Genomic DNA, 22885 nt, shown 5'->3' with positions numbered 1-22885 from the left:
CTGTGAGTTAAGCTTCGTTGGGTAGGAAGAGAGCTTTGTCTGTCGAAAAATGGGGAGATATGTACTTGGCTATACCTGCTTATAAGGCATAGCCAAGTGGATCGGTGCGGCCTAACTACTAGCTCTTATCGCCTTTACCGAGCAGCTGTTCTTTAAGCGAGAGCACTTTGGTAACGCCTGCGCCCAGTCTCATCAGGGTGCGCAGTTTTTCAGGGTCCATCTGTTGTAGCTCACCCGCCCACTCAGTCACGCTTTCGAGTAGATCATGGATCTCTTGCATACGCTCTTGAGCATAAGATTCTGCGGCGTCTTTAGGTGGGGTGTCGAGTGCACCGCGCAACAGTTGCAGAGTTGGGTCTACCTCGCGTTTGCGGCGCTCTTCAAATACTGTGCTGGCCATCTCCCAGATGGAGCCTTTTGGCGAGAAGTACTCTTTGCGGTCGCCGGGGATGTGGTGTTGTTGGATGAGCTGCCAAGATTGGAGCTCTTTAATGCCCATACTGACGTTGCCGCGTGAAACACTGAGTGCTTCAGAGATCTGGTTGGCGTTTAGTGGCTCAGGGCTGATGACCATTAGGGCGTACATCTGGCCAACGGTGCGGTTGAAGCCCCAGCGGCTACCCATTTCACCGAAATGAAAAACAAAAGCTTCAAGTTGAGGCGTCAATTCCATCGTCAAGATCTTACTTATGATTAAATGTAAGTTTCTGAAGATTCTAACACAACTAATGGGGAATCATGTTGATAGGGAGCAAAGAAAAGGCCCGTTAGATGTCGTACGGGCCTTTTGTTAGTGTGTTTTTAGATGTGAAACCAGCGGCATTAGAAGTAGCGCTCAATAGTCAGCTGTATGTGGCTATCATCATTGAAGGCGGTTAATGGGTCGCGAGTGTCGTTAGCGTCAAAGTACCGTAAGTCCAGACTGACTTTCCACTGTGCGCCCAGCCGTCGGCTCGCTTCGATTTGGAAGGTGGTGCTGTCGTAGTCCAGATCATAGATGATACCGGCAAGCAGCTCGCTGCTTTGTGCATCGTTCAGGGTGAGGCGAGCACCTAAAGAGAGATCGTTTTGGAATGGGCTGGTGGCATCGGTGCCGCGCTCATCCCAACCGTATTCGAGCAGTACGCCGAGGTCGGCGTCAGACTCGTTGATGCCATAAAAGGTGTACTCAAATCCCGCTTGTGTGGCCCAGTAGTCTTCGCGGTCGGTGTCGCGCCATAGAACTTCAGCTTTCCAAAGCCAGCTATCCAGCGTTGCTTGCAGATCAACGCCAAATTGTGTCATCTGCTCGTAGTAGGGCACGAGCACGGTTTGGCCGTTGATGACTCGCGGCGAGAGAATCGGGTCGCGGTTGGTTCCGTGGAAAATATGCGCGCCGATATCATAAGCATCAATGGTATGGCTCCAGCGCACAGCAACATCTGTATGATGATCACCGGCAGCTGACTCATATTCCGCTTCATTCGTTGCGACCACCAATGGACCTCTTAGGCGGCCATCTGCGCCTGCGAAGGTGCGCTCTCTGAAGCCCGGTAGTAGGTAAAGATCAAAGATACCCCAATCGCGCACCAACGAAAGGTTGATCATCGGTTGGCCGAGCTTCTCCTCGTTGTCGATATCCTCAACACCATCGGTTTGGTTGATCACATCTACCAGGTGCTGGAACTCCGTGACGCCCCAAAACACCTTTCTTAAACCGGCACGCAGCTCCCAATCGCCTTGGTAGTAGGTCCAACTGAGCTCGCGAATATCAGCGTGGGTGCGCTCGTCATCGTGCTGATCAAGGCGCAAAAAAGGCTTGAAGTAGAAGGTGTGGTTGCGGTCGTCAGTTTCCCAGTAGAGATCGGGCTCGATCGTTACCGAGAGGTTGCTGTTTTGGCTCTGCTCGGGGTAGGCGCCATCATCAAAGAAGGCGCGCCCCTCAAGTGTCACCTTGCCGGTGGCATCCATTTCAAGCGCGTAGGCAGAACCCGCTAGCGCGGTGCAAAAGCACAGCGCAGCGAGACGTTTAGGCGTAGATCGTTCCATTTATCGTGCTCTTTTTAGCGTGTTCTTATTGAAATCACTATCGCTTAGGCCTGTTTTAAACTGGTAGTTGTTCCACTTTAGGTCGGTGCTTTTGTTTGTTTGGTGGTTCACCATCTTCATCAGGTCAGCGCGCCAGTATTTATCAAGGTACTGCTGATAATCATGGTAGGTCAAAGTTTTGAGTAGCGCATCTTTACGATCGTAGAAGACCGCTTTCTGCAGGCGGTACTCTGATTGATCAATCCAGACCACACGGCGGGTGTAGCCTGAGTATTTATCAACGGGATACTGCTCTACCACGAAGCAGGTATCATCGCCGCACGCTTCATCTTTGATGTACTTGTAGGTGTATTTCTCGATCTCGAAGGATGCAAGGTCTTCATAAGAGAACTCGGAACCCATAAATGGGCCCGACTTATTGCGCGATGCAATACGCTTCACTCGCTTGAGCGCGGGCAAGTAGAGCCATTGGTCATCGGCGCCGACTGGGTGGGAGAAGCTCAGAAATGCGGTACCTTTTACATCCAGCGGCTTATCGAAAATACTGAGGCTTTTGTCGCCGTCGTTATCGACTTCGAGGGATTTGAGGCGAATTTCGCGGATACTCTCTTCGCCTTGGCTGTTGCGCAGTACCATGAGCATGTCGGCCTGCATATCCCCCCAGCCCTCATCACGCGCTTTTGATTCTTTCGAGATCGTTAGACCTTTTTCAGCTTGTGCGTCTGTTTGTGCCATCAATGGCGTTGCAACGAGAAGGGTAGCCATCAACGTTGATAGAGATGTCATAGCCAAGTTCATGCGTTTGCTCCAGAGTTTTGTTTGTTGCGGCTGCCTTTATCCAGCAGCATTAGCAGCGGTGGGAGGAATAGGAAGTCAACGACCAGCGCGATAAAGATAGTGATGGCGGTGAGTAAGCCCATATCCGCGTTCACTTTAAAGCTGGATTGTGCCAGTACCATAAAGCCAAAGACGAGCACCAGTGTGGTAATCCAAAGCGCGCGACCAACGCTCGCAAAAGCGTAGCGCACCGCCTCGACAGGGTCTTTGCCACGGTGAGTTTGGGCATAGCGATACTTGCTCAGGAAGTGCACGGTATCATCAACCACAATACCCAGCGTCATGCCTGCCACAACCGAGAGCGCTAGGCCCACTTGGCCATCGATAAAGTACCAAAGACCAAAACCCATCGCCGCAGGTGCAAGGTTTGGCAGCAGGCTGATGAAGCCATAGCGCACCGATTTGAGTGCGACACCCAGCAGCGCTGAGATCAGGATGAGCGCTAAGGTAATACCCCACAACATACTTTCGATGTTGCGTTTACCGATGTGAGCGAACATTAAACTTGGGCTGGCCACATGGACTTGGTACTGGGGAGCGTTCTCGGCAAACCAGGCGTAGATACGCTCTTCTAGCAAGATCTGATCGTTACTGGTGATGTTCTCAAAGGTACCCACGATACGCAGAGATGATTTATCAACGTTCAACTGGTTGTTGAGATCGAGGCCGTAGGGCAGCGACATCTCGTACAGCAGCAGGTATTGGGCAGATAATTCCCGAGATTCCGGCAGGCGGTAGTAAGACTCATCATCGCCATGCATGTTTTTATTTAGGCGTTTGATGGTGTCGGTCAGCGTGTTGACGTGATCAGTTTCCGGTTGTTGACGTAGCCACTCGCTAAATGCTTCTGTGGCATGCAAAAATTCGGGTTCATTAATGGCACTGGATGCGCCCGCGTCAATGGAGATCTCCATGGTGGTCATCCCCGACAGATTATCTTGCATGTAATCAGTCGCTTGGCGGAATGGCACAGACGTATCGAAGTATTTTACGAAGTCGTCATTTAGCTCATTTTGAGGCACAAACAGTAACAAGCCGATGATGACAGCAGCCATACCCGGGAGCAAAACTTTGCGCTTGCTGATAACAAAATCTGCGAGGTAGTCGAGCTTGTCCGAGTGTCCCTCTTCTCGCTGCTTAACCTTAATCGGTAGCAACATCAGTAGGGCTGGGAAGAGCGTGATGGAGAGCACAAAGGCGATCATAACACCTGCTGCTACCATGTTACCGAGGTCGCGGAATGGCGGTGAGTCTGAGAAGTTCATGCTCAAGAAGCCGATAGCGGTTGTGATACTGGTGAGGAAAATTGGGCCAAAGTTGATACGCAGGCTAGTCTCAAGCGCGTTCTTTTTCGTGGCTCCGTGGCGCATCTCATAAAAGCAAGTTGTGAGAATATGAACACAATCTGCCACTGCAAGCGTAAGGACCATGGTGGGAACACTGGCGGTTGGTCCGGTTAAGAAGATGCCGCTCCAACCGGCAAGCCCCATCGTTGCGGCAATTGTTGTGATAATGATTACAACGGTCGCTAACGTGCCGCTGATGGTTTTCAGCAAAAAAATCATGCTCAGTACTACCATGGCGAACATCAGCGGGATGAGCGTCATGGCGTCGTCTTGGGAGGACTGAGCGAAAGTGTTGTTCATCACCACCATGCCCGAAAGGCGCAGTTCTAAGTCGGGATTATTCGGTACAAACGCATCGCGTATCTCATACACTTTGCTCATAATCTCTGGCACTTCCTCAACAGGGTTGATGCCAGGTAGTTGCACAGTGACATTGACGATTGCTACAGAGCCGTCAGGAGATACGATCTTATTAACCAGCAATGGCTCATTGGTAGCGATCGCTTTAAGCTTTGCCATATCGGCATTGGGCAGGTCTTCGGTTTCTAGCACCAAATCCTCAACAATTAGGTCATCCTCCTCGGCGACGGTATGTTGATAATTGGTGATTGAGTCAACTCGGTTAGAGTAGGGAATCTGCCAAGCGCTTTCGGTTAAGCTATGGATTGCGGCAAGGTGCTCTGGAGTGAAAAGGTCGCCTGATTTGGCAGACACAACAAATGCGACGTTATCGCTTTTGCTGTAAACCTTTTGCATCGACTCGAAAGCCGTTAGTTGCGGGTTCTCCTCACTAAAGAACACGCGGTAGTCACTCTTGAACACCAAATTTTTCCCTCCCGCTGCGGCTGCAACGATCAGCAACAAGCTGAAAAGAGAAACGATAATGGGGTGGTTGAGTGCAAAGTGATAGATGCGCTCCCTCATAAAAATCTCCATTGATTCATCCTGCTTGGGTGCTCGGCAAGGATGAGCTATCGGTTAAATTGCCAAAACCACGCCCATTTGGGCCAGTTGTTGGATCTCGGTTTGAAAAATATCGTTCTTAATGCGTTCGATCAGTGCTGACCAGTCATACTGGTTGGAGCGGGGGGAGAAGTTGAGACCATCAAGCAGAATATGCATGCCGTTCATGGTTTCCTCTTCGATTAACATACCTTGTCGTGCACTGCAGCGGTCAGTATCTGCATTGAGCAGTGCATTGGTCCCAAAAGACTGGCTCCAGCAAATGAACGTAATCTGTTGCAGGGTCAATGGAATTGGCGGGTTGAGTTCGCCGCGCTCTTGGGCGCTTGCAAAGATCTCTACCGCAGGCTTGATCAATCTGCCCTCTAACTCTAAATGTTCATTTTGCCGCGCGACAGATGCTTTTTCTGTGACACTGTCCGTTTTTGCTGTGAGGACCAGCATGAACTGCGTTGGGCTTAACTTGGCGTAGAGCATGTAGGCGAAAAACATGCAAAGGGCGCGTTCGCGTGGAATGCCATCATAGGTGGCGGCCCGGTCAAACATCTCCGCCAATATCTTCATGCCGCGGTTACAAAGTGCTAGCAGGAGGTCCTCTTTGCCGGAGAAGTGGTTGTAAACCGTGCCTTTAGAGTAGGGTAGCGCTTTGACCAACTTATCCATGGTGAGCGCCGCGATGCCCTCTTGGCTAATAAAATTGAGTGCGCATTCGAGAATATCGTTCTCGCGTTGATCGAAAGCGTCTGCGTCGAGTGTTCTTGGTGACATAGGTTCTTGATGCTATAAATGACGATTCGTCAAAAATAGATCAAAAAAAGGGCTGGGTAAAGCCCTTAATTAACTAATACGGCGTTTTAGGCCTCGATCAGCCATGATGCGCGTTGAGATCTCTTCGATTGAAAAGGTTGTGGTATTGATAAAGTCGATACCTTGTTTTTTCAGCATGCGCTCAACAAAGCGGACCTCGGCGTCGCATTGATCTAGCGATGCATAGCGGCTGTTAGGGCGGCGCTCATGGCGAATTGCTGCGAGTTGGAAAGGATCAATTGTCAGGCCGTAGAGTTTATCTTCATAGGGCTTAAGGCAATCGGGAAGCGATTCCTTCTCAAGATCCTCTTCGGTAAGGGGGTAGTTTGCTGCCTTGATACCGAACTGGAGCGCCATGTACAGGCACGTTGGGGTTTTACCGCAGCGCGATACGCCCACTAAAATGATATCCGCCTGATCGTACTGTTTCGTGCGAGCCCCGTCGTCGTTGTCGATAGCGAAGTTAACGGAGTCGATCCGCTCTTTATAGCGTGTTGCCTCGACAATGCCATGGGATTTGCCCACGGAATAGGAGGAGTCAACGCCGAACTCGCGCTCCATCGGTTTAATAAATGTAGAGAAGATATCGATTTTAAGTGCATCAGTGTTACTTAAAACCTGTCTAATCTCTTCGTTGACGATGGTGTCGATCAGAATAGGGCGCTCGCCGTCTTCATGGTGGGCGGCTGAAATATCTGCAGCCACTTTTTCCGCTTTCTCTACGGTGTCGATGTAGGGCAGCGTGACTTTTTCAAGTTCGATATTTTCAAACTGGGCGAGAAGGCTGTTGCCTAACGCTTCGGCAGTGATGCCGGTGCCATCGGAGATAAAGAATGCTTTACGCGTCATAGAGTGGTCACTCCATCCAGATAACCCATATGGGTTGGGAGAGTCTAAAAACGGAGAAACCCAGCCAAGCAGCGAGTGCTTGGCTGGGTGTGAACGAGCTTACTGCGCCGAGTCTTGCTCTTGGCGGCGCTTCTCGCGCGGGTCGTTTGCTGCACGGCGGCTGCGACGGCGACGGCGAGGTGCTTCTTCAGTCGCTTCAGCTTGAGCACTGTCTGCTGCGGCTTGCTCTACTGGTGCCGCTGGCGCTTCTGTCTCAGTTGCCTCAGTAGCGGACTGCTCCTCGGCAGCTTCAGCAGGTGCGGTGGCTTCCGTTGCAGGCTCAGGTTGTGCCTCCGCAACTGCCTCAACTGCATCAGTTGAGGCCGGCGTCTCTTCTGCAGCAGGTTCTGGTGCAGCGTCCGTTGCTGTCTGCGTTTCTGTTTGCTCGGCAGTATCAGCTTCGTTTTCAGCAGCTTCGGCTGTCGTTTGCTCCGCTGCCTGCGGCGCAGCATCCGCAGCTTTAGACTCAGCTGCATCTTCAGTTACGACCTCATTAGTCGGTACCGCCTCTGCAGCGACTGGCGCTGGTTCTGCTTGAGCAGTTGTTTCTTGAGCTGGTGCTTCAGAGGCGGAGTCCGCCGGCTTAGACTCAGCTTTCGTAACGTCTTTCTGCTCTTGCTTCTGCTCAGGCTTTGGCTCTGGCGTCGTGTCGTCAGCTTTGCTCTCGATTAGCGCATCAGAATCAGCTACCAATGTACGTTTTGCGCTACGCTCGCCGTTTCTGCGGCGACGACCACGTTGGCGGCTGCGCGGCTTCTCGGCCTGCTTTTCTTCATCGCGGTTCGAGGACTCTTGCGTCTGCTCTTCGCTTGCCTTTTGCGTCTGTGCATCGTCGTTAGACTTATTACGAGTGCGGCGACGGCGGCGTTTGTTTGGCTTCTCTTCGCTTTGGTTATCTCCAGTACCAACGGCCTGAGGCGCTTCCTCAGAAGTAACGGTGATCACCTCATCTTGCGAGCGAGATGAGCGGCGGCGGTCGTTGTTGTCACGCGAACCGTTATTGCGGCGGTTCTTATTTCGACCACGGCGGTTGTCGTTACGGCCATTGCGCTCGTTACGCTGAGGCTTTTGCTCCTCTTGTGCAGGTTCTTCTTTCTCAGCGGCAGCACCACCGCTAAAGAAGATGCTTAGTGCCGAGAAAATACGGCTGAGTAGGCCTTCTGGCTTACCTGCATCGGTGGCAGCGACCGGAGCGGGCTCTGCTGGCGTTTCGGCTTGGACAGGCGCAGGCGCTTTCGGTGATACGCCTTTAACTGCGGCAACTTCGCGTGGCTTTGGCTTACTTGCTTGGATCTCTTCAGGCTCTGATTCTGGCTCAGGCTGCAGCGTGTAGCTTGCGTCATTAGTTGTGGTGATCGTGTGGTCATCACGCAGGCGTACAACCTCGTAGTGAGGTGTTTCCATGTTTGGATTTGGCACAATCACAACACGGACATTGTGGCGTAGCTCAATCTCATGCACGCCGCTACGTTTCTCGTTAAGCAAGAACGTTGCAACGGTAACGGGCAATATGGCACGAATTTGCGCGGTGCGATCTTTCGCTGATTCCTCTTCGATCAAACGCATGATTGAGAGCGCGAGGGATTCAGTATCACGAATGCTGCCTTGGCCATTACAGCGCGGACATACAGAACCGCGAGATTCTGTTAGCGATGGACGTAAGCGTTGGCGTGACATTTCGAGCAGGCCAAAGCGTGAGATGCGGCCCATCTGTACGCGGGCACGGTCTAGCTTCAGCGAGCTCATCAGGCGGTCTTCGACCGCGCGCTGATTCTTGATTGGGCTCATATCGATGAAGTCGATAACCACCAGACCACCGATATCGCGCAAACGCAATTGGCGCGCGATCTCTTCTGCAGCTTCAAGGTTGGTCTGCAACGCGGTCTCTTCGATATCGCCGCCACGGGTAGCACGAGCGGAGTTGATATCAATGGATACCAGTGCTTCAGTAGGGTCGATAACAATCGAGCCACCGGATGGCAGCTTAACTTCACGCTCGAAGGCCGTTTCGATCTGGCTTTCGATCTGGAAACGGTTGAATAGCGGAGTTTGTTCTTTGTAGAGCTTCAGCTTGCTCTCGTATGTCGGCATAACCTGCTGGACGAAACCAAGCGCTTGGTTATAGACCTCTTCGTGGTCGATCAGTACTTCGCCAATATCAGCACGTAGATAGTCGCGAATCGCGCGGATCACAACGTTGCTTTCTTGATAGATCAGGAAAGGTGCTGGTTTATCGCTAGATTCTTTGATCGCGTCCCAAAGCGTTTTTAGGTAGTCCAAATCCCACTGGAGCTCTTGGCCAGAGCGGCCAACACCAGCTGTACGCACAATGATGCCCATACGGTCAGGTACTTCTACGCTATCCAGTGCCGCCTTAAGCTGATTACGCTCTTCACCTTCGATACGGCGGGAGATACCACCGGCACGTGGGTTGTTAGGCATCAACACGAGGTAGCGGCCTGCCAGGCTGACAAAGGTGGTTAGTGCAGCGCCTTTGTTGCCGCGCTCCTCTTTATCGACCTGTACGATCACTTCCGTGCCTTCTTTGATCACATCTTTGATGCTAGGGCGGCTGCCGCGATCAGGCTGTTTGTGGAAGTACTCGCGTGAGATCTCTTTAAGTGGCAGGAAACCGTGACGCTCTGCGCCGTAATCAACGAATGCCGCTTCAAGGCTAGGCTCTACGCGGGTAATTTTACCTTTGTAGATGTTAGCTTTTTTCTGTTCGCGGCTTTGGGATTCGATATCAAGATCATAGAGGCGTTGGCCATCTACAAGTGCAACACGCAACTCTTCAGGTTGAGTAGCGTTGATCAGCATTCTTTTCATTTTGAATTGGGTCTCAGTCTACAGAAAGTGCTTGCTACCCAATCAAAAGCCCCGGTGATTTTGTTACACGGTCAGTTTTTTGATGCGAATTAACAAGTGCCAGACGCTATAGATGATAGCGACTGCGCATGAATGCATACACAGTGGAGGAATCTAACAGCCAATGTTCTTCTTCTAAGTGATTGTAACTGCACGCGATTATTCTTGAGCGCAGGTTCTAGGCTGTAGCACATCTCCACCTCCAACATGACCCGGCAGAGTATGGTGGGGTAGGCACTTTCAAAATTTATTCATTTTCATCGAACCGCTGTGTGGCATGATCGGTGGAGCGACAATTCGGAGTTTCTCACGACGGCTCAACACCCGTTTTTTCTGCAAATAGCTAGAGCCAACGGTCAACAGCGGCGCTACAATGTAGCAGCTACGTATTATAGCATCAACTGGGAACATAGCTCGTTAAATGTCAGATAAACACGAAAATACTCAATCTGTTGAAAATCAAAAGGTTCGATTTGTTGAAGTGGATGAAGATCAGTCCGGTCAACGTATCGATAACTTTCTTCGTACCCAGTTAAAGGGTGTGCCAAAAAGCATGATCTATCGCATCTTGCGAAAGGGTGAAGTGCGCGTAAACAAAAAACGCATTAAACCCGATGGGCGTGTACAAGGAGGCGATATGGTGCGTATCCCGCCGATACGTACCGCTCAAGTCACCGAAAAACCTGTCGCGAGCCAAGGCTTGCTTAATGAGCTAGAGAGCAGTGTTCTGTATGAATCCAAGGCGCTAATGATCATTAATAAGCCATCGGGTTTGGCAGTACATGGCGGTAGTGGCATTGGGCTGGGTTTGATTGAAGCGATTCGTCAAATGCGTCCGGATGAGCGTTTCTTGGAGCTTGTTCACCGTCTCGACCGCGATACGTCGGGTTGCATAATGATTGCTAAAAAGCGCTCCATGCTGCGCTTTTTGCACGAGGGTCTGCGTAACAAGACGATCAACAAAATTTACCATGCACTGGTCGTTGGGCGCTGGGAGTCGCGTCATAACCACATGGATGCGCCGCTACTAAAAAATGAACTCAAATCGGGTGAGCGTATCGTAAAGGTGCATGCTGAAGGCAAGCCTTCGGTAACGCGCTTTAAAGTGCTACGCCGCTTTGCCGCAGAAGCAACGCTTGTGGAGGCTCGTCCTGTCACGGGCCGTACGCATCAGATTCGTGTGCACAGCCAGTTTGCTGGCAACCCAATCATCGGTGATGACAAGTATGGGGTTGAAGCGGTTAATAAGGCGATGAAGGCCAAAGGCGTACGTCGTTTGTTTTTGCACGCAGCTGAGCTGAATTTGACGCTGCCTGATGGCGAGCGTTTGCGTGTGACGGCGCCATTAAGTGATGAGTTAAGCGCTGCGTTGAGTGGTTTAGCGAGTAGTACTGAGATGGGATCCTCAGAGGTAGATAAATGAAAAAACAACAGATTTTTGATTGTGCTGACTCTATTCTCCGCTCGGGTGAGTTACCTAGCGTTGAGAGCGTAGCAAAGCGTTGTGGAATGGAAACAGATGAAGTTGTGATCGATTTTGCTGCATGGCAGAGTGCGCTGCCCACGCGAGTGCGGATGAGTGATCAAGATGATGGTATGTCACCCGGTGTCCCAGAGGCGATTACAGTTGCTGTTAGTCATATTTGGCAGCAAGCCGTAGACGAGGCGCGCCATCATTTTGAACGCAGTGAGCGGGAGGTCGGCGTCCATGAAGAGGAGAGCCGCCGAATATCGGACGACACCCTCAATGAGGTGCAGCAGCGCCGCCAAGAGCTAGAGAATCGTTTACGTGAGCAGGGTGCTCGCTTAGATGAGTTAACCACGCAAAACAAAGCGCTTGAGGCTGAGGTTTCGGTATTAAAAGCAGGTATCGCTAGCGAAACTACGATGCTGAAGCAGGAGGAGCAGATTCGCTCCAACTTAGAACATGAATTAAATCACCTACGCAAAACACACGAAGATACCAAGCGCACCTTTGATCAACGTATTAAAGATGAGCAAAGACATACGCTTGAGGCGGTGAGTAAAGCAGAGGTGGATGTCCGCTACTATAAAAATGCGCTAGAGAAGCTGCGCGACGAGGTGGGCAAAAAAGAGTCCGCCTTAACCAAAGACATTCATGATTTGAAGGGCGAAATCGCTAAACGTGACGTTAAGTTAGAAACGCAGGTCACCCAGCTGCGTAGCCAAGAGGATGAGCTGAAGCAGTTCAAGCATGACGCCGGCAATCAGAGTCGAGAGCTTGCTAAAGTAAATGCCTCGTTGTTGAGCGAAACAAACAAAACTAAGCGGCTTCAAGATCGTATTCAGGAGCTTGAAACCGAGATCAAGCGCCTTAATCAGAAGTATTTGCATGCGACCAGCGATTGGAGCCGCCGCGAGAACGTGATTCGCAACAGCTTGAAGGATAAGGACGACGAGCTTATTCGTGCTCAGGCGCGTGCCAGTAGTCTTGAAAAGCGAATTATTGGTCAGGATGAAGAGATTCGGCGCCTCAATGCCAAGATATAACAGCATTTGTATTTGGTCGGTTTTTTTATTCTTTACAGTTATATAATACCCTGTATTATGCAATGTTATTGATATCGGTTAAACAGGTAAGGTATTGCTATGAAGCTCCAGCAGCTGCGCTACATTTGGGAAGTTGCGCGCCATGATTTGAACGTGTCAGCCACCGCGCAAAGTTTATATACCTCACAGCCTGGTATCAGTAAGCAAATCCGGCTGCTAGAAGATGAGCTCGGCGTTGAGGTGTTTGCGCGCAGTGGCAAGCACCTGACGCGGGTCACACCCGCTGGGGAATCTATACTTGAGATCGCGGGTGAAATTCTGCAAAAGGTCGAGAGTATCAAGCAGGTGGCGCAAGAGTTTAGCGATGAGAAAATCGGTAGCTTAGATGTTGCCACTACGCATACGCAAGCTCGCTATGCTTTGCCGCCTACGATAACGTCTTTTATGAAAGCCTATCCCGATGTTTCTTTGCATATGCACCAAGGTACGCCAACTCAGATATCGGAGATGGCTGCAAATGGTACCGCGGACTTTGCGATTGCAACCGAGGCGATCTCGCACTTTAGTGATTTGATCATGATGCCATGTTACCGCTGGAATCGATCAGTTGTTGTGCCAAAAGACCATCCGCTTGCGCAAATATCTAAGCTCACACTCCAAGATATCGCAGAGCATCCAATTGTGACGTACGTTTTTGGTTTCACAGGCCGTTCTAAGCTTGACGATGCATTTAACCGTGAGGGGCTAGAGCCTAAGGTGGTCTTCACGGCTGTGGATTCGGATGTGATTAAGTCTTATGTTCGGTTAGGGCTTGGTGTTGGTATTGTTGCGACAATGGCATATGACCAAGAGTTGGATAAAGATCTCGTGTGTTTGGATGCTAGCCACCTATTTGAAGAAAGCACTACGCGTATTGGGTTCAGGAAGGGCACCTTCCTGCGTGGTTACATGTACGATTTTATTCAAAAGTTTGCGCCCCATTTGACGCCAGAGGTGGTTAAGCAGGTGCAGGCGTGTAGTAATCGTCACGAGATCGATGCGCTATTCGCCAATCAGGAATTGCCGTTCCACTAAACCCGACGAATGCTGCATTGCATCGTTCCGTTTATCGCGCTAAATTGCCAGCTCTTTTTGATCAGCTAATAGGAGTAGCTTGTGGAGCTGGCGTGTCTTGACCTTGAAGGTGTACTTATTCCCGAAATCTGGATCGCTTTTGCGGAAGAAACAGGGATTGAAGAGCTAAAAGCAACAACCCGTGATATTCCCGATTATGACGTTCTGATGAAGCAGCGCTTGCGTATTCTAGATGAGCACGGCCTCACATTGCCGCAGATTCAAGATACGATCAGTCGTTTGTCTCCGCTAGAAGGTGCACGCGAGTTTATCGATTGGCTGCGTGAGCGTTTCCAGGTTGTTATTCTATCGGATACCTTTTACGAATTTGCTGCGCCGCTGATGAAGCAATTGGGCTACCCAACACTGCTTTGCCATAAGCTTGAAGTCGATGAGAATGGCCGTATCACGGACTACACGCTGCGCCAGCGTGATCCGAAGCGCCAATCTGTGCGCGCGTTCCAGTTGTTGAACTATCGCGTTATTGCTGCGGGTGATTCCTACAACGATACCACCATGCTGACGCAGGCTGAGTCGGGTATTTTGTTCCACTCGCCGCAAAATGTGATCGATGAGTTTCCTCAGTTTCCTGCTGTTCACACCTTTGAAGATCTGAAGAAAGAGTTCTTAAAGGCAAGCAACCGTTCGCTGTCGCTGTAATTTAGCGCTTAGCAAAAGCGCTACTGCTGGTTAGCTTTGCGGTAGCGCCCTTCATAATCGAATATATGTTCGGTTACCTTCATGTACTTTCCCTGTTTTCGTGCGATAACAAAATCAGGGCTCACCAGTACGTGCTCAAAACGTAACGCCTCTTCACACGATTTAAACTGCAATGGCTGAGTGCCTTGTGCGACCCGTTGTCCGTAAAGGCTATTGAACCGCTCTAAGCTGCCGGGATTGTCGAACCAGAAGGTTTCTTTCAGGCTTTCGCCTTGCTCACCGTGGTAGGTGACGACGAGCTTTTGATCCTGCTGTTGTAACGATAACCCGGCGCAGCGCAAAACTTGGGCGTCTTTTAAGCTCAAAGCGCGCTTTAGTTGATCATCAGGATCCACCAGTAGGTGCCCACATTGGTGGCACTGGCGGCCAGCGATATCGTTTTCGGCATTACACTGCGGGCAGGATTTAAATCTAAAGCGAAACTCGCAGCGCTCTGCTCCAGCGTCGGTTTCGGTAATGCGTTGACAGCGGCGGCCATAATGCTCAACAAGGTCACCGTCGGCGTCGAGCTTCCCCCAAAAGAGGTTCGGGTGTTCGCATAGCGGGCAAAACACCTGAACCGGCTGGGCATCTTTGTGGGGTTTTGGTTCGCCCACTTCCGGGCGGAAGAGGTCAATCTGGTTGCCGGTGTAATCGACGATGAGGCAGTCGTTTTTATTGGGGCTTAGACGTAGGCCGCGGCCTATAATTTGCTGATAGAGACTGACCGACTCAGTGGGTCTTAGGATTGCGATAAGGTCCACATGAGGCGCATCAAAGCCGGTTGTTAGAACGGATACATTGACTAGGTACTTTAACTCCCGCGCTTTAAAACGCGTGATGTTTGCTTGGCGAATATCTGTCGGTGTATCGCCGGTGACAACAGCGGCTATCTCCTGCGGAAGGTAGCCTAAGATCTCGTGCGCATGTTCAACCGTGGCAGCAAATATCATCACTCCGGCTCGATCATCAGCTAAGGTTACAAGCTGTTCAATAATCGCTTTCGTGACCCGTTTGTGGCGTCCCAGCAGCTCATTCAGCGGCTTCTCGGCATAGTGGCCATCGCTATTTGGGGTCAGTGATGAAAAGTCATAGTGAGCTGTGGTCGCATCAACCAAGCGTGGCGGAGTAAGGTAGCCTTTCTTGATTAGGTAGCGCAGCGGTAGTTCGTAAATGCAGTACCGAAATGGGGGGCTCTCAACAGTGCGTGCGTAACCGCGATGGTGATACTGGTATATCCAGCCGCTACCTAAGCGGTAAGGGGTTGCGGTTAGGCCGAGTAAGCGCAGGTTGGGATTGCTCGCCTTTAAGTGAGCCACGGTCTTGAGGTACTGGCTGTCATCATCGTTGCTAATCCGATGGCACTCATCAACGATAACGATACTAAAGGGTTGCGTGAAGCGATCGAGATTGCGTGCGACTGACTGGATGCTCGCAAAGATAACCTTCTCTTGCGTGTCTTTGCGCTTTAAACCCGCTGAAAAGATCCCTGCTTGCTCGCCCAGAGCGTTGAACTTCTCATGGTTTTGCTCAACGAGCTCTTTAACGTGCGTGAGTACCAGCACTCGGCCCTTTGCTAAACGGGCGAGCTCTGCGATCACAAGGCTTTTGCCTGCTCCGGTCGGAAGTACGATAACCGCGGGGTCTGGGCGTTTCCTAAAGTGAGCTAAAGTCGCAGCAACCGCATCCTTTTGGTAGCTGCGCAGGGTGTATCCAGCCATTAGAGCGTGCAGCTATCTCGGTAGCTATCGTTCAATTCAAGTGGAAGAATCAGCGTTTGAAACTGCAGTGCATTTGCGGATGCGCAAAGCAGGTTGCGTTCGGTGGGATTTTGTTTGTACTTGGCGCTGTACTCTGCGTTGAAAACGGGTTTGCCTTGAGCAATAAACACGCTCAGTGCTTCGCATTCATTGTATTCAAAACACTGCTCGTTTACCGTGAAGTCAAAGAGGTCAACCAGTTGGGCTGCGTTCTCGCTGTTGTTCTTGAGTCCAATCGCTAGGTCGCGTGCATGGGCTTGCTCAGCCAGAAAGCGATGGTACTCGATCTGGTCGGCGCGGCTGATCGGAAAGCCAGGATCATTTAAATAGGCATCAGTGTTATCGGGCTCAACCCCGTCACAGCCTTTGCTCTTCGCAAGATCAAGGCGTGCTAGCATAAGCTGATGCACCTCGCTTGAGCGAATATCCAACCAGCGTTCGCGGTCCCATTCAGGTAGCGCACTGCCGATGGCTGCTTCAGGGAAGAGGGCTGCATCCTCACGCCACGCTTCATGGCTGCCTGCCGAGAAGTAACAGATCACTTTTTTACCAGCAACTTGCAGCGCTGCAATCTGCTCACTTGAGGTATTGAAGAGGTCAACATCGTAAAGCTCGACGGGGTACTCTGTATTGATGTCGCCCAGCAATTGCCAATGCCAAGAGGTATTGACGCTTGGCTGATACCAGGTTTTGACGACTGCAGTGCTTTCACTTCCGCCACCGCCACCCCCGCAGCCGGTTAAGATCAGGCTTGTGGTGCAGACAGTCAGTAAGAGAGGCGTCAGCGATTTTGGAAGGCGCAGCATAGATTGGGTTTCCTTAGTTACAGCTGAGGTCTGCTGTATTGTTTATTATCTGTTTCGGAATTAAGGCGTACAGTTGCCCGCGTTGCTTCATATGTCCTGCCAGTTGCTCGGCGCGTTCACCTCTGCCAAAGAAGACATCGGCTCGCACCGGACCTTTGATGGCGCCGCCGGTGTCTTGAGCAATCATAAGTCGTTGATACGGCTGTTTGCTCTTTGGTAGCTCGGTGTCGACCCAAACGGGCGTCCCTAGCGGGATGATACTGCGATCGACCGCAATACTCCGTTCTGGCGTAAGCGGGACATTAAGCGAGCCACGCGGCCCATTTTCCATGTCGTGTCTTAATGTAAAGAAAATATAGCTAGGGTTAAGGTTTTTAATCTCATCGGCTTTTGCTGGGTTGCTCTCTAACCACGCGCGAATACTTTGCAATGATATATCTGCAGCATCAATGTAGCCGCGTTTTACCAGCGCTTTGCCAATAGCGTAGTAAGGTTGTCCATTTTGATCGGCATAGCCGACGCCCACCAACGAGCCATCCGGCAGTTCAACTCGGCCTGAGCCTTGAATATGCAAGAAAAATGCTGCGTTAGGGTCATCGATCCAGAGTAGCTCTTCCCCTTTTAGTGGCTGCTTGGAGGAGTCGATCTCTTGGCGGCTATAAAAAGGAACCACTCGGTTGTTCTCAATACGGCCCCTTAAGCGCTGCTTCTTCAACTCTGGCAGTCGGTCGCCAAAATCGATCGTGAGCATCTGTTCTGGGCGTTTATAGAGAGGGTAGTGGTATGTTGTATCACGATTAAAACTCCCTCTCAGAGTGGGTTCATAATAGCCTGTGATAAGGCCTTCATTCTTGCCTTGTAAGCCAATCAGCGTGTGGGGTTGAAAGTGTTGTTTTAAAAGCGCGCTTAAGGCGTTGTTGGTGTCAATTTGGCCACTGGTTAGTGCGTCACAAGCGGTTTTCCAGTGTTCTGATTTCTTGGCTAATCGTGGGCACTGACGCTCTAGGGCTTGTTTCGCTTCGATGAGGTTATCTGTATTCCACCCACGCAGGTTGTCCCAGCACACTGCAGGGCCTAATCCGGGAGAGGGAGGTGGTGCAACTTTGCCACTGCATCCGGCCAATAGTGCCATGCCAGTCAGTAGCGCTAGGCGAACAAATAGTGGTCCCATGATTCTCCTTTTTATCTCATTGAAGAGAAGTGCCAGTGTAGGCGTGCATCTTGCTTCTTTCGTTGTTGGGTTGCAATAGTCGGCCAAATTTATCCGGCTTTTTGCAATCACTAGCGAGCTGTGATTTCGCAAAGCTCTGTGTGGCTGAGGCTCAAAGTGCCAAATGTTGGGCATTGAGTCAGTCGCTTTGGAGAAGTGTGGGCGCAGTTAGTTCAAGGGAGAATGAAGGTATACACACGATAGAGCGGCAGGCATTTGCCTGCTATCTATCTTGTCTTGCCGCTTCTTGGAGAAATATATGATTATTAAACAATCTAATATTCAGATGTCCTCGGAACATCATTTCAGCGCAGCAACGCATGAGGTTGTCGAAGGGCAGGCAAGCCTGTTTGATCTGGTGTTTGCTCAGGCAGGCTCAGCAGAAAACGCTGAACCACGAACCGTTCCATCTTTGCTGGTGTTGACGGATGAGGGCTATAAGTTTCGTGAAACCACAGCGGATGAGCAGAACACAACCTTGGCTGAGCAGAATACAGCATCGAAGCTGTTCGCGGCACTGTATAAAGCGTTAACGGGAAAGGAGATCCCTAGCACGGAATTACCAGATGCGGATGCTGGAGATACTGGTGGTGTCGTCAATGATGAAAATGGTCGGGTGCAGTTTTCTGAAGCGACGCGCGGGCTGGGTGTCTCGTTTAAGGTGTCGATGGAGGTGGGTGTGACTCAAGTTTATCAGGAGCATGAGTCGTCTCAATTCCAGGCCGGAGGTGTCATCCAAACGGCAGATGGGCGCGAGCTTGCAGTCGGATTATCGGTATCTATGTCTCGTTCGTACGAATCCAGCAGCACCTATCGTGAAACGCGTGAAATCGAGTTTAAGGACCCGTTGATGTTGGCGTTTGACGGAGATGGTGTCGAGCTTGATGATAAGCGCTTTGAGTTTGATATCGATGCCGATGGTGAGAGCGATTGGCTCCACTATCTAACGGGCAATGATGGTTGGTTGGCCTATGACCGCAATGGTGATGGAACGATCAATGATGGCAGTGAGCTTTTTGGCGGATTGAGTGGCAACGGCTTCCAGGATTTGGCAGCTTATGATGATGACCAAAATGGATTCATTGACGAGGCAGATGATATTTTTTCCAGTCTGGGTATCTGGCAAAAAACAGCTGATGTTGACCAGCTTACCTCGCTTAAAGATCGAGATGTCGGGGCGATCTATCTAGGATCTCAGCAGACGCCTTTCACTATCAAAGATGATGCAAACGAAACGCAGGCTCGTGTTGCACGATCGGGTATGTATCTGACTGAATCGGGTGAAGCTAAGGCCATGCATCAAGTTGATATGGCGGTGTAGTGATTCCCCTTTGAGCAAGACGGCTATTGTAGGCTTTGTGCCTATCGCATTAAACTAGCGGTAGTCTTGCTCAAAGGGTTTGGTATGAACAACCGATTACGTAGTTGTATTGCTATTTTGGCCATGTTTGGAAGTGTGAGTGCTGCCGCAGATGCGAAGTCCGCTGTGGGTTTGCAGCAGATGAAACAAGCATCTGAAATTGGTGCAAGTTGTACTGGTTTTTATGATGGGGTTTACGCGCTGCTGCATCGTATGCAGAAAGATGCGGATTCGGCGGGGCTGGAGCAACTAAAAATGGTCTGGCCAGGGATCGATCAAAGCAGTGTCTTTCGCCAGTCTACGGCGTCTATGCTAATGACCGATATTTTCATCGCTAAGATAAACCAGTCGTTTGATGTTGATCCACCCATGACGCTGCAAAACTTTAGTCAGCAATACGTTGAAAGCCGCAAGAGTACGATGGACTGGAAACACTCTATCACTGGGAACGCTATCCTCGAGCGAATGCGAGATCAGTGTGAGCAAATTATCCGCATTTCAGTGGAGCGTGGCACGCTACGTGAGGGGATGTTGAATAAGGCAATAAAGCAGCGCGCTAGGGCGTTAGGTATTGAAGTGGATGGTGTTTGAGCAATAACAAAAAAGGTGCCTTGAGGCACCTTTTTATCTGCTTAACTCACAATTTGGCGAGCTTCTTGGCGGCGGGCATATTCTGCGCCCACACGGCAGCCGTAAACACCGACTTCGCCTTTCCAGCGCATCCATGTGATGAACTGGCCTACGGCTTCGAGAGCTTCACCAAAGCGTGATTGCTTCTCTTGCATCTCATCAAAAGCGCCCATTGCCTGTAGCTCAGCTGCAATACGGCGGTCGTCAGCAGCATTACCTGTAAAGTTCATGCCATTTAGGTTCATAACAACACTCCAGCGTGTTTATTACTTGGTTGTCGAAAATTTGACCAAAGTATAACGCGGTTTGTTGCATTGCACAAACATTTCTAGTGAGCTTGTGCAACTAAACCTTCGTTTAAGAGTGCGCGAATGCCTGCGCGGTCTTCGTCGCTGAGGCGATCTTCGGCAAGCGCTGCATCCACGTTGCTGTTGAGCAGCTCAAAGCACTCAGCTGGGTTGTCTTCGAACTCGGCTTCGGCCAAGCTAACATGGCCTAAAAGGTAGCTAGAGTAGAAGCGGCGGTTATCGTCATCTTGTTGTTCTTGGTTTAGCAGCCACTGGTAAAGAGCAGGGCAGTTAAAGTCTTGCATCGTTATAGTTTTTCCAAAGATTTGAGTTGCAGGGCATACTTTTTACCGTCCGGCTCGGTTTGCTCCAGTTTGACGATGGCATACTCCAGCGTCGGGGCAAACCAGATATAAGTAATGCGGTCTGAGTTCTTGCCTCTTTCCATTTTGACCTTAACGGTTTCATACTCACCGGCAGGGGTTGTGACACGCTCTGCATCAAGAATACTGAAGTGATAAGTTTTCAGCTTGCCACCATCGGCGACTTGGTAGGTGAAGGGCCCTTGCTTTTTATTGATCAGATCAAGCCGCATCTGGAGCTGATAACTCAGTTTATCTTGTGTTAGCGCCGGGATGGCCATCTTCCAAGGCTTGCCCTCAACGTTGTTGCTGACCTCTAGGGCGCTCCAGTCAAAGTCCAGCTCAGCAAGGCGCTTCTTACCCAAGACCTTGCGTTTGTATCGATACGCAAGGGGTGTGATTTGTTGCTCAGTTACCGCTACTTTGCTCGACTCTTTAATCGATGCCACTAACGCAGCCGCTTGGGTTTCGAAGTGCCATTGTCCGTCTTCAGTTTTGGTTAGCGAGCGCGTCACGTCACCATCTAGCGCCACACCAACGTCCCATTTAGAAGCATACGTGGCTTTAAAGGGTGATATTGGTAGCTCTTGGGCAAGCGATACACTGCTAACAAGTAGCGTTGTAAATAAACCGGCAGTTCTTATAAGCATGGGCAAGCCTCCGAGTCGTTAGGCAATCTAGTCTTCGTAAGGAACTGTGAAACCGTTGGCAGGCAAAGGTTCCCCATCAAGCAAGATAGCGCTATCGGTGACCTCTAGTCGCCCGTTGCATAGCCATTCAACGGCGAGCGGGTAGGCGACATGCTCCCGCGTATGAACTCTTGCTTGCAATGTATCTGGGGTGTCATCCGCTAGGATAGGTACTTGAGCTTGAATGAGGAGAGGCCCACCATCGAGCTCTTCAGTTACCACATGAACGGTGCAGCCATGTACCGAGTCGCCATTTTCTAGCGCTCTTTGATGGGTATGCAGCCCTTTGTATTTGGGTAAAAGCGAGGGATGAATGTTGAGCATACGACCTGCGAAATGGCTAACAAAGCCTGCCGACAAGATACGCATAAAACCAGCGAGTACGATAAGGTCTGGTTGCTCGGCATCGATAACTTTTTGTACTTCACCATCGAACGCCTCACGGCTATCAAACTCACGATGATCGATAAATGAAGTAGGGATGTTTGCGTTGCTTGCGCGGGTCAGCCCGTAGGCGTCAGCTTTGTTGCTGATAACGCGTACAATGTTGCCATTGATGCGGTTCGCATCAATGGCATCCATGATCGCTTGCAAATTTGATCCGCTACCGGAGATCAAAACAACAATGCGCTTTGCTGGCATTGGGTTACTCCCCATCAACCAGTTCTACTTGCTCTTCATCGCTTGCGGCATTAGCGATTTCGCCAATCACCCATGCCTCTTCGCCAGCTTCAGCTAAGCAGTTCAGCGCGTCTTGGGCTCGCGCTGATGGCACGCAGATCACCATACCAACACCGCAGTTAAACGTGCGATACATCTCTTTGGAGTCAACATTACCAGCAGACTGAAGCCACTGGAACACGCCCGGGATAACCCATGAGTTAGTGTTGATCACCGCTTTTGTATCTGCTGGTAAAACGCGTGGAATATTCTCTAACAGGCCGCCACCAGTGATGTGAGATAGGGCGTTAACCTGTACTTGTTTCATCAGTTTCAGGATCGATTTCACATAGATGCGCGTCGGCTCCATCAGAGCGTTGCCGAGTGTTGTGCCATCGATTGATTGCTCAAGATCAGCATCAGCAACTTCAAGAATCTTACGGATCAATGAGTAGCCGTTTGAGTGGGGACCGGAGGATTTAAGGCCGATTAGCGTATCGCCTGCAGCAACTTTAGAACCGTCGATGATCTCTGACTTCTCAACCACACCTGTGCAGAAGCCAGCGAGGTCATAGTCGTCGCCATCGTACATGCCAGGCATCTCAGCCGTTTCACCACCCACTAGCGCTGCGCCTGCAAGCTCACAGCCTTTACCAATACCTGTGACCACGTCTGCGGCAGTATCCACGTTCAGCTTGCCTGTTGCGTAGTAGTCTAGGAAGAACAGCGGCTCTGCGCCGGCAACAACAAGGTCATTCACGCACATGGCAACCAAGTCGATACCGATCGTGTCATGTTTGCCAAGGTCCATTGCTAGGCGTAATTTTGTGCCCACACCATCAGTACCTGATACCAAAACGGGTTGCTTGTAACCTGCTGGGATTTCACACAGTGCACCGAAGCCACCAAGACCACCCATCACCTCAGGGCGAGCAGTGCGTTTTGCAACGCCTTTAATGCGATCAACAAGCGCGTTGCCTGCATCAATATCAACACCGGCATCTTTGTAGCTTAGGGACGTTTTGTCAGAACCTGTAGACATGGACTCTCAACCTTATCAA

At 50.7% G+C, this 22885-nt stretch carries 21 protein-coding genes; 6 read left to right on the top strand and 15 right to left on the bottom strand.

All coding sequences use genetic code 11. The annotated features are described in order from the left end of the window. Nucleotides 1-118: 118 nt before the first annotated feature. The 7 genes from E4L36_RS01995 to rne form a co-directional block, all read right to left on the bottom strand. Nucleotides 119-673 (bottom strand): GbsR/MarR family transcriptional regulator, encoded by a 555-nt coding sequence (locus E4L36_RS01995; protein ID WP_136678824.1) that lies wholly within the window; start codon nt 671-673, stop codon nt 119-121. A gap of 149 nt (nt 674-822) precedes the next feature. After that, entirely contained in the window at nt 823-2028 is a 1206-nt protein-coding gene (locus E4L36_RS01990) for a hypothetical protein (RefSeq protein ID WP_136678823.1), read from the bottom strand. Then, entirely contained in the window at nt 2029-2826 is a 798-nt protein-coding gene (locus E4L36_RS01985) for an outer membrane lipoprotein-sorting protein (RefSeq protein ID WP_127692973.1), read from the bottom strand. Next, nucleotides 2823-5135, bottom strand: a complete 2313-nt coding sequence (locus E4L36_RS01980) for an MMPL family transporter (protein ID WP_136678821.1) — start codon at nt 5133-5135, stop codon at nt 2823-2825. The genes E4L36_RS01985 and E4L36_RS01980 overlap by 4 nt, the downstream gene beginning before the upstream one ends. Before the next feature lie 54 nt (nt 5136-5189). Further along, nucleotides 5190-5942, bottom strand: a complete 753-nt coding sequence (locus tag E4L36_RS01975) for a TetR/AcrR family transcriptional regulator (protein WP_136678819.1) — start codon at nt 5940-5942, stop codon at nt 5190-5192. A gap of 69 nt (nt 5943-6011) precedes the next feature. Beyond that, a complete protein-coding gene (locus E4L36_RS01970; RefSeq protein WP_136678817.1) occupies nt 6012-6830 on the bottom strand; it encodes a pyruvate, water dikinase regulatory protein in 819 nt (272 codons plus the stop codon). Nucleotides 6831-6929: 99 nt separating this feature from the next. Next, nucleotides 6930-9698 carry a ribonuclease E gene (gene rne / locus E4L36_RS01965; protein ID WP_206064482.1) on the bottom strand — a complete coding sequence of 923 codons (2769 nt, stop codon included), beginning with the start codon at nt 9696-9698 and terminating at the stop codon, nt 6930-6932. A 460-nt stretch (nt 9699-10158) separates the two neighbouring features. On the opposite strand from rne, the gene rluC reads away from it, so the two are divergent. The 4 genes from rluC (at nt 10159) to thrH (ending at nt 14021) form a co-directional block, all read left to right on the top strand. Next, nucleotides 10159-11160 carry a 23S rRNA pseudouridine(955/2504/2580) synthase RluC gene (rluC, locus tag E4L36_RS01960; protein ID WP_136678815.1) on the top strand — a complete coding sequence of 334 codons (1002 nt, stop codon included), beginning with the start codon at nt 10159-10161 and terminating at the stop codon, nt 11158-11160. After that, the gene (locus tag E4L36_RS01955; RefSeq protein WP_136678813.1) at nt 11157-12248 is read left to right on the top strand and encodes a DNA-binding protein; all 1092 of its coding nucleotides are present in this window, start codon (nt 11157-11159) and stop codon (nt 12246-12248) included. The genes rluC and E4L36_RS01955 overlap by 4 nt, the downstream gene beginning before the upstream one ends. Before the next feature lie 99 nt (nt 12249-12347). Then, nucleotides 12348-13322, top strand: coding sequence for an HTH-type transcriptional regulator CysB (gene cysB / locus E4L36_RS01950; RefSeq protein WP_136678811.1), 975 nt, complete (start codon nt 12348-12350; stop codon nt 13320-13322). Between the two features lie 81 nt (nt 13323-13403). Further along, nucleotides 13404-14021 (top strand): bifunctional phosphoserine phosphatase/homoserine phosphotransferase ThrH, encoded by a 618-nt coding sequence (gene thrH, locus E4L36_RS01945; RefSeq protein ID WP_136678809.1) that lies wholly within the window; start codon nt 13404-13406, stop codon nt 14019-14021. Between the two features lie 20 nt (nt 14022-14041). Here the strand turns inward: thrH and E4L36_RS01940 are convergent, their stop codons facing one another. From E4L36_RS01940 to E4L36_RS01930, 3 genes are read right to left on the bottom strand one after another with little or no spacing between them, the layout of a single operon-like run. Continuing rightward, complete coding sequence (locus E4L36_RS01940) at nt 14042-15781, bottom strand: DEAD/DEAH box helicase (protein WP_136678807.1); 1740 nt, start codon at nt 15779-15781, stop codon at nt 14042-14044. Then, a complete protein-coding gene (locus tag E4L36_RS01935) occupies nt 15781-16626 on the bottom strand; it encodes an endo alpha-1,4 polygalactosaminidase (RefSeq protein WP_136678805.1) in 846 nt (281 codons plus the stop codon). The genes E4L36_RS01940 and E4L36_RS01935 overlap by 1 nt, the downstream gene beginning before the upstream one ends. A gap of 13 nt (nt 16627-16639) precedes the next feature. Further along, entirely contained in the window at nt 16640-17797 is a 1158-nt protein-coding gene (locus E4L36_RS01930; protein ID WP_169051444.1) for an MltA domain-containing protein, read from the bottom strand. 298 nt (nt 17798-18095) lie between these two features. On the opposite strand from E4L36_RS01930, the gene E4L36_RS01925 reads away from it, so the two are divergent. After that, nucleotides 18096-19157, top strand: coding sequence for a hypothetical protein (locus E4L36_RS01925; protein ID WP_136678801.1), 1062 nt, complete (start codon nt 18096-18098; stop codon nt 19155-19157). Between the two features lie 84 nt (nt 19158-19241). Then, nucleotides 19242-19787 (top strand): hypothetical protein, encoded by a 546-nt coding sequence (locus tag E4L36_RS01920; RefSeq protein ID WP_127692985.1) that lies wholly within the window; start codon nt 19242-19244, stop codon nt 19785-19787. A gap of 41 nt (nt 19788-19828) precedes the next feature. On the opposite strand, the gene E4L36_RS01915 is transcribed toward E4L36_RS01920, so the two are convergent. The 5 genes from E4L36_RS01915 to purM form a co-directional block, all read right to left on the bottom strand. Further along, entirely contained in the window at nt 19829-20071 is a 243-nt protein-coding gene (locus E4L36_RS01915) for a hypothetical protein (protein ID WP_127692986.1), read from the bottom strand. Nucleotides 20072-20154: 83 nt separating this feature from the next. After that, nucleotides 20155-20418, bottom strand: coding sequence for a YfcL family protein (locus E4L36_RS01910; RefSeq protein ID WP_136678799.1), 264 nt, complete (start codon nt 20416-20418; stop codon nt 20155-20157). 2 nt (nt 20419-20420) lie between these two features. Next, nucleotides 20421-21125: a DUF3108 domain-containing protein gene (locus E4L36_RS01905; RefSeq protein WP_127692988.1), complete on the bottom strand. Its 705-nt coding sequence runs from the start codon at nt 21123-21125 to the stop codon at nt 20421-20423. A 27-nt stretch (nt 21126-21152) separates the two neighbouring features. Continuing rightward, complete coding sequence (purN, locus tag E4L36_RS01900) at nt 21153-21806, bottom strand: phosphoribosylglycinamide formyltransferase (protein ID WP_136678797.1); 654 nt, start codon at nt 21804-21806, stop codon at nt 21153-21155. A 4-nt stretch (nt 21807-21810) separates the two neighbouring features. After that, nucleotides 21811-22866 carry a phosphoribosylformylglycinamidine cyclo-ligase gene (purM, locus tag E4L36_RS01895; RefSeq protein WP_136678795.1) on the bottom strand — a complete coding sequence of 352 codons (1056 nt, stop codon included), beginning with the start codon at nt 22864-22866 and terminating at the stop codon, nt 21811-21813. Nucleotides 22867-22885 lie beyond the last annotated feature (19 nt).

It is taken from the genome of Neptunomonas sp. XY-337, assembly GCF_004959845.1.
GTDB classification, from domain to species: Bacteria; Pseudomonadota; Gammaproteobacteria; order Pseudomonadales; family Balneatricaceae; genus Neptunomonas; species Neptunomonas marina.
This window is presented reverse-complemented; position numbering and strand designations above follow the sequence as displayed.

Excerpts from the sequence above, each read along its gene's own strand:
- E4L36_RS01995 (WP_136678824.1), bottom strand. The coding sequence starts at position 673 with ATGGAATTGACGCCTCAACTTGAAGCTTTTGTTTTTCATTTCGGTGAA.
- E4L36_RS01990 (WP_136678823.1), bottom strand. The coding sequence starts at position 2,028 with ATGGAACGATCTACGCCTAAACGTCTCGCTGCGCTGTGCTTTTGCACC.
- E4L36_RS01985 (WP_127692973.1), bottom strand. The coding sequence starts at position 2,826 with ATGAACTTGGCTATGACATCTCTATCAACGTTGATGGCTACCCTTCTC.
- E4L36_RS01980 (WP_136678821.1), bottom strand. The coding sequence starts at position 5,135 with ATGAGGGAGCGCATCTATCACTTTGCACTCAACCACCCCATTATCGTT.
- E4L36_RS01975 (WP_136678819.1), bottom strand. The coding sequence starts at position 5,942 with ATGTCACCAAGAACACTCGACGCAGACGCTTTCGATCAACGCGAGAAC.
- E4L36_RS01970 (WP_136678817.1), bottom strand. The coding sequence starts at position 6,830 with ATGACGCGTAAAGCATTCTTTATCTCCGATGGCACCGGCATCACTGCC.
- rne (WP_206064482.1), bottom strand. The coding sequence starts at position 9,698 with ATGAAAAGAATGCTGATCAACGCTACTCAACCTGAAGAGTTGCGTGTT.
- rluC (WP_136678815.1), top strand. The coding sequence starts at position 10,159 with ATGTCAGATAAACACGAAAATACTCAATCTGTTGAAAATCAAAAGGTT.
- E4L36_RS01955 (WP_136678813.1), top strand. The coding sequence starts at position 11,157 with ATGAAAAAACAACAGATTTTTGATTGTGCTGACTCTATTCTCCGCTCG.
- cysB (WP_136678811.1), top strand. The coding sequence starts at position 12,348 with ATGAAGCTCCAGCAGCTGCGCTACATTTGGGAAGTTGCGCGCCATGAT.
- E4L36_RS01940 (WP_136678807.1), bottom strand. The coding sequence starts at position 15,781 with ATGGCTGGATACACCCTGCGCAGCTACCAAAAGGATGCGGTTGCTGCG.
- E4L36_RS01935 (WP_136678805.1), bottom strand. The coding sequence starts at position 16,626 with ATGCTGCGCCTTCCAAAATCGCTGACGCCTCTCTTACTGACTGTCTGC.
- E4L36_RS01930 (WP_169051444.1), bottom strand. The coding sequence starts at position 17,797 with ATGGGACCACTATTTGTTCGCCTAGCGCTACTGACTGGCATGGCACTA.
- E4L36_RS01925 (WP_136678801.1), top strand. The coding sequence starts at position 18,096 with ATGATTATTAAACAATCTAATATTCAGATGTCCTCGGAACATCATTTC.
- E4L36_RS01920 (WP_127692985.1), top strand. The coding sequence starts at position 19,242 with ATGAACAACCGATTACGTAGTTGTATTGCTATTTTGGCCATGTTTGGA.
- E4L36_RS01915 (WP_127692986.1), bottom strand. The coding sequence starts at position 20,071 with ATGAACCTAAATGGCATGAACTTTACAGGTAATGCTGCTGACGACCGC.
- E4L36_RS01910 (WP_136678799.1), bottom strand. The coding sequence starts at position 20,418 with ATGCAAGACTTTAACTGCCCTGCTCTTTACCAGTGGCTGCTAAACCAA.
- E4L36_RS01905 (WP_127692988.1), bottom strand. The coding sequence starts at position 21,125 with ATGCTTATAAGAACTGCCGGTTTATTTACAACGCTACTTGTTAGCAGT.
- purN (WP_136678797.1), bottom strand. The coding sequence starts at position 21,806 with ATGCCAGCAAAGCGCATTGTTGTTTTGATCTCCGGTAGCGGATCAAAT.
- purM (WP_136678795.1), bottom strand. The coding sequence starts at position 22,866 with ATGTCTACAGGTTCTGACAAAACGTCCCTAAGCTACAAAGATGCCGGT.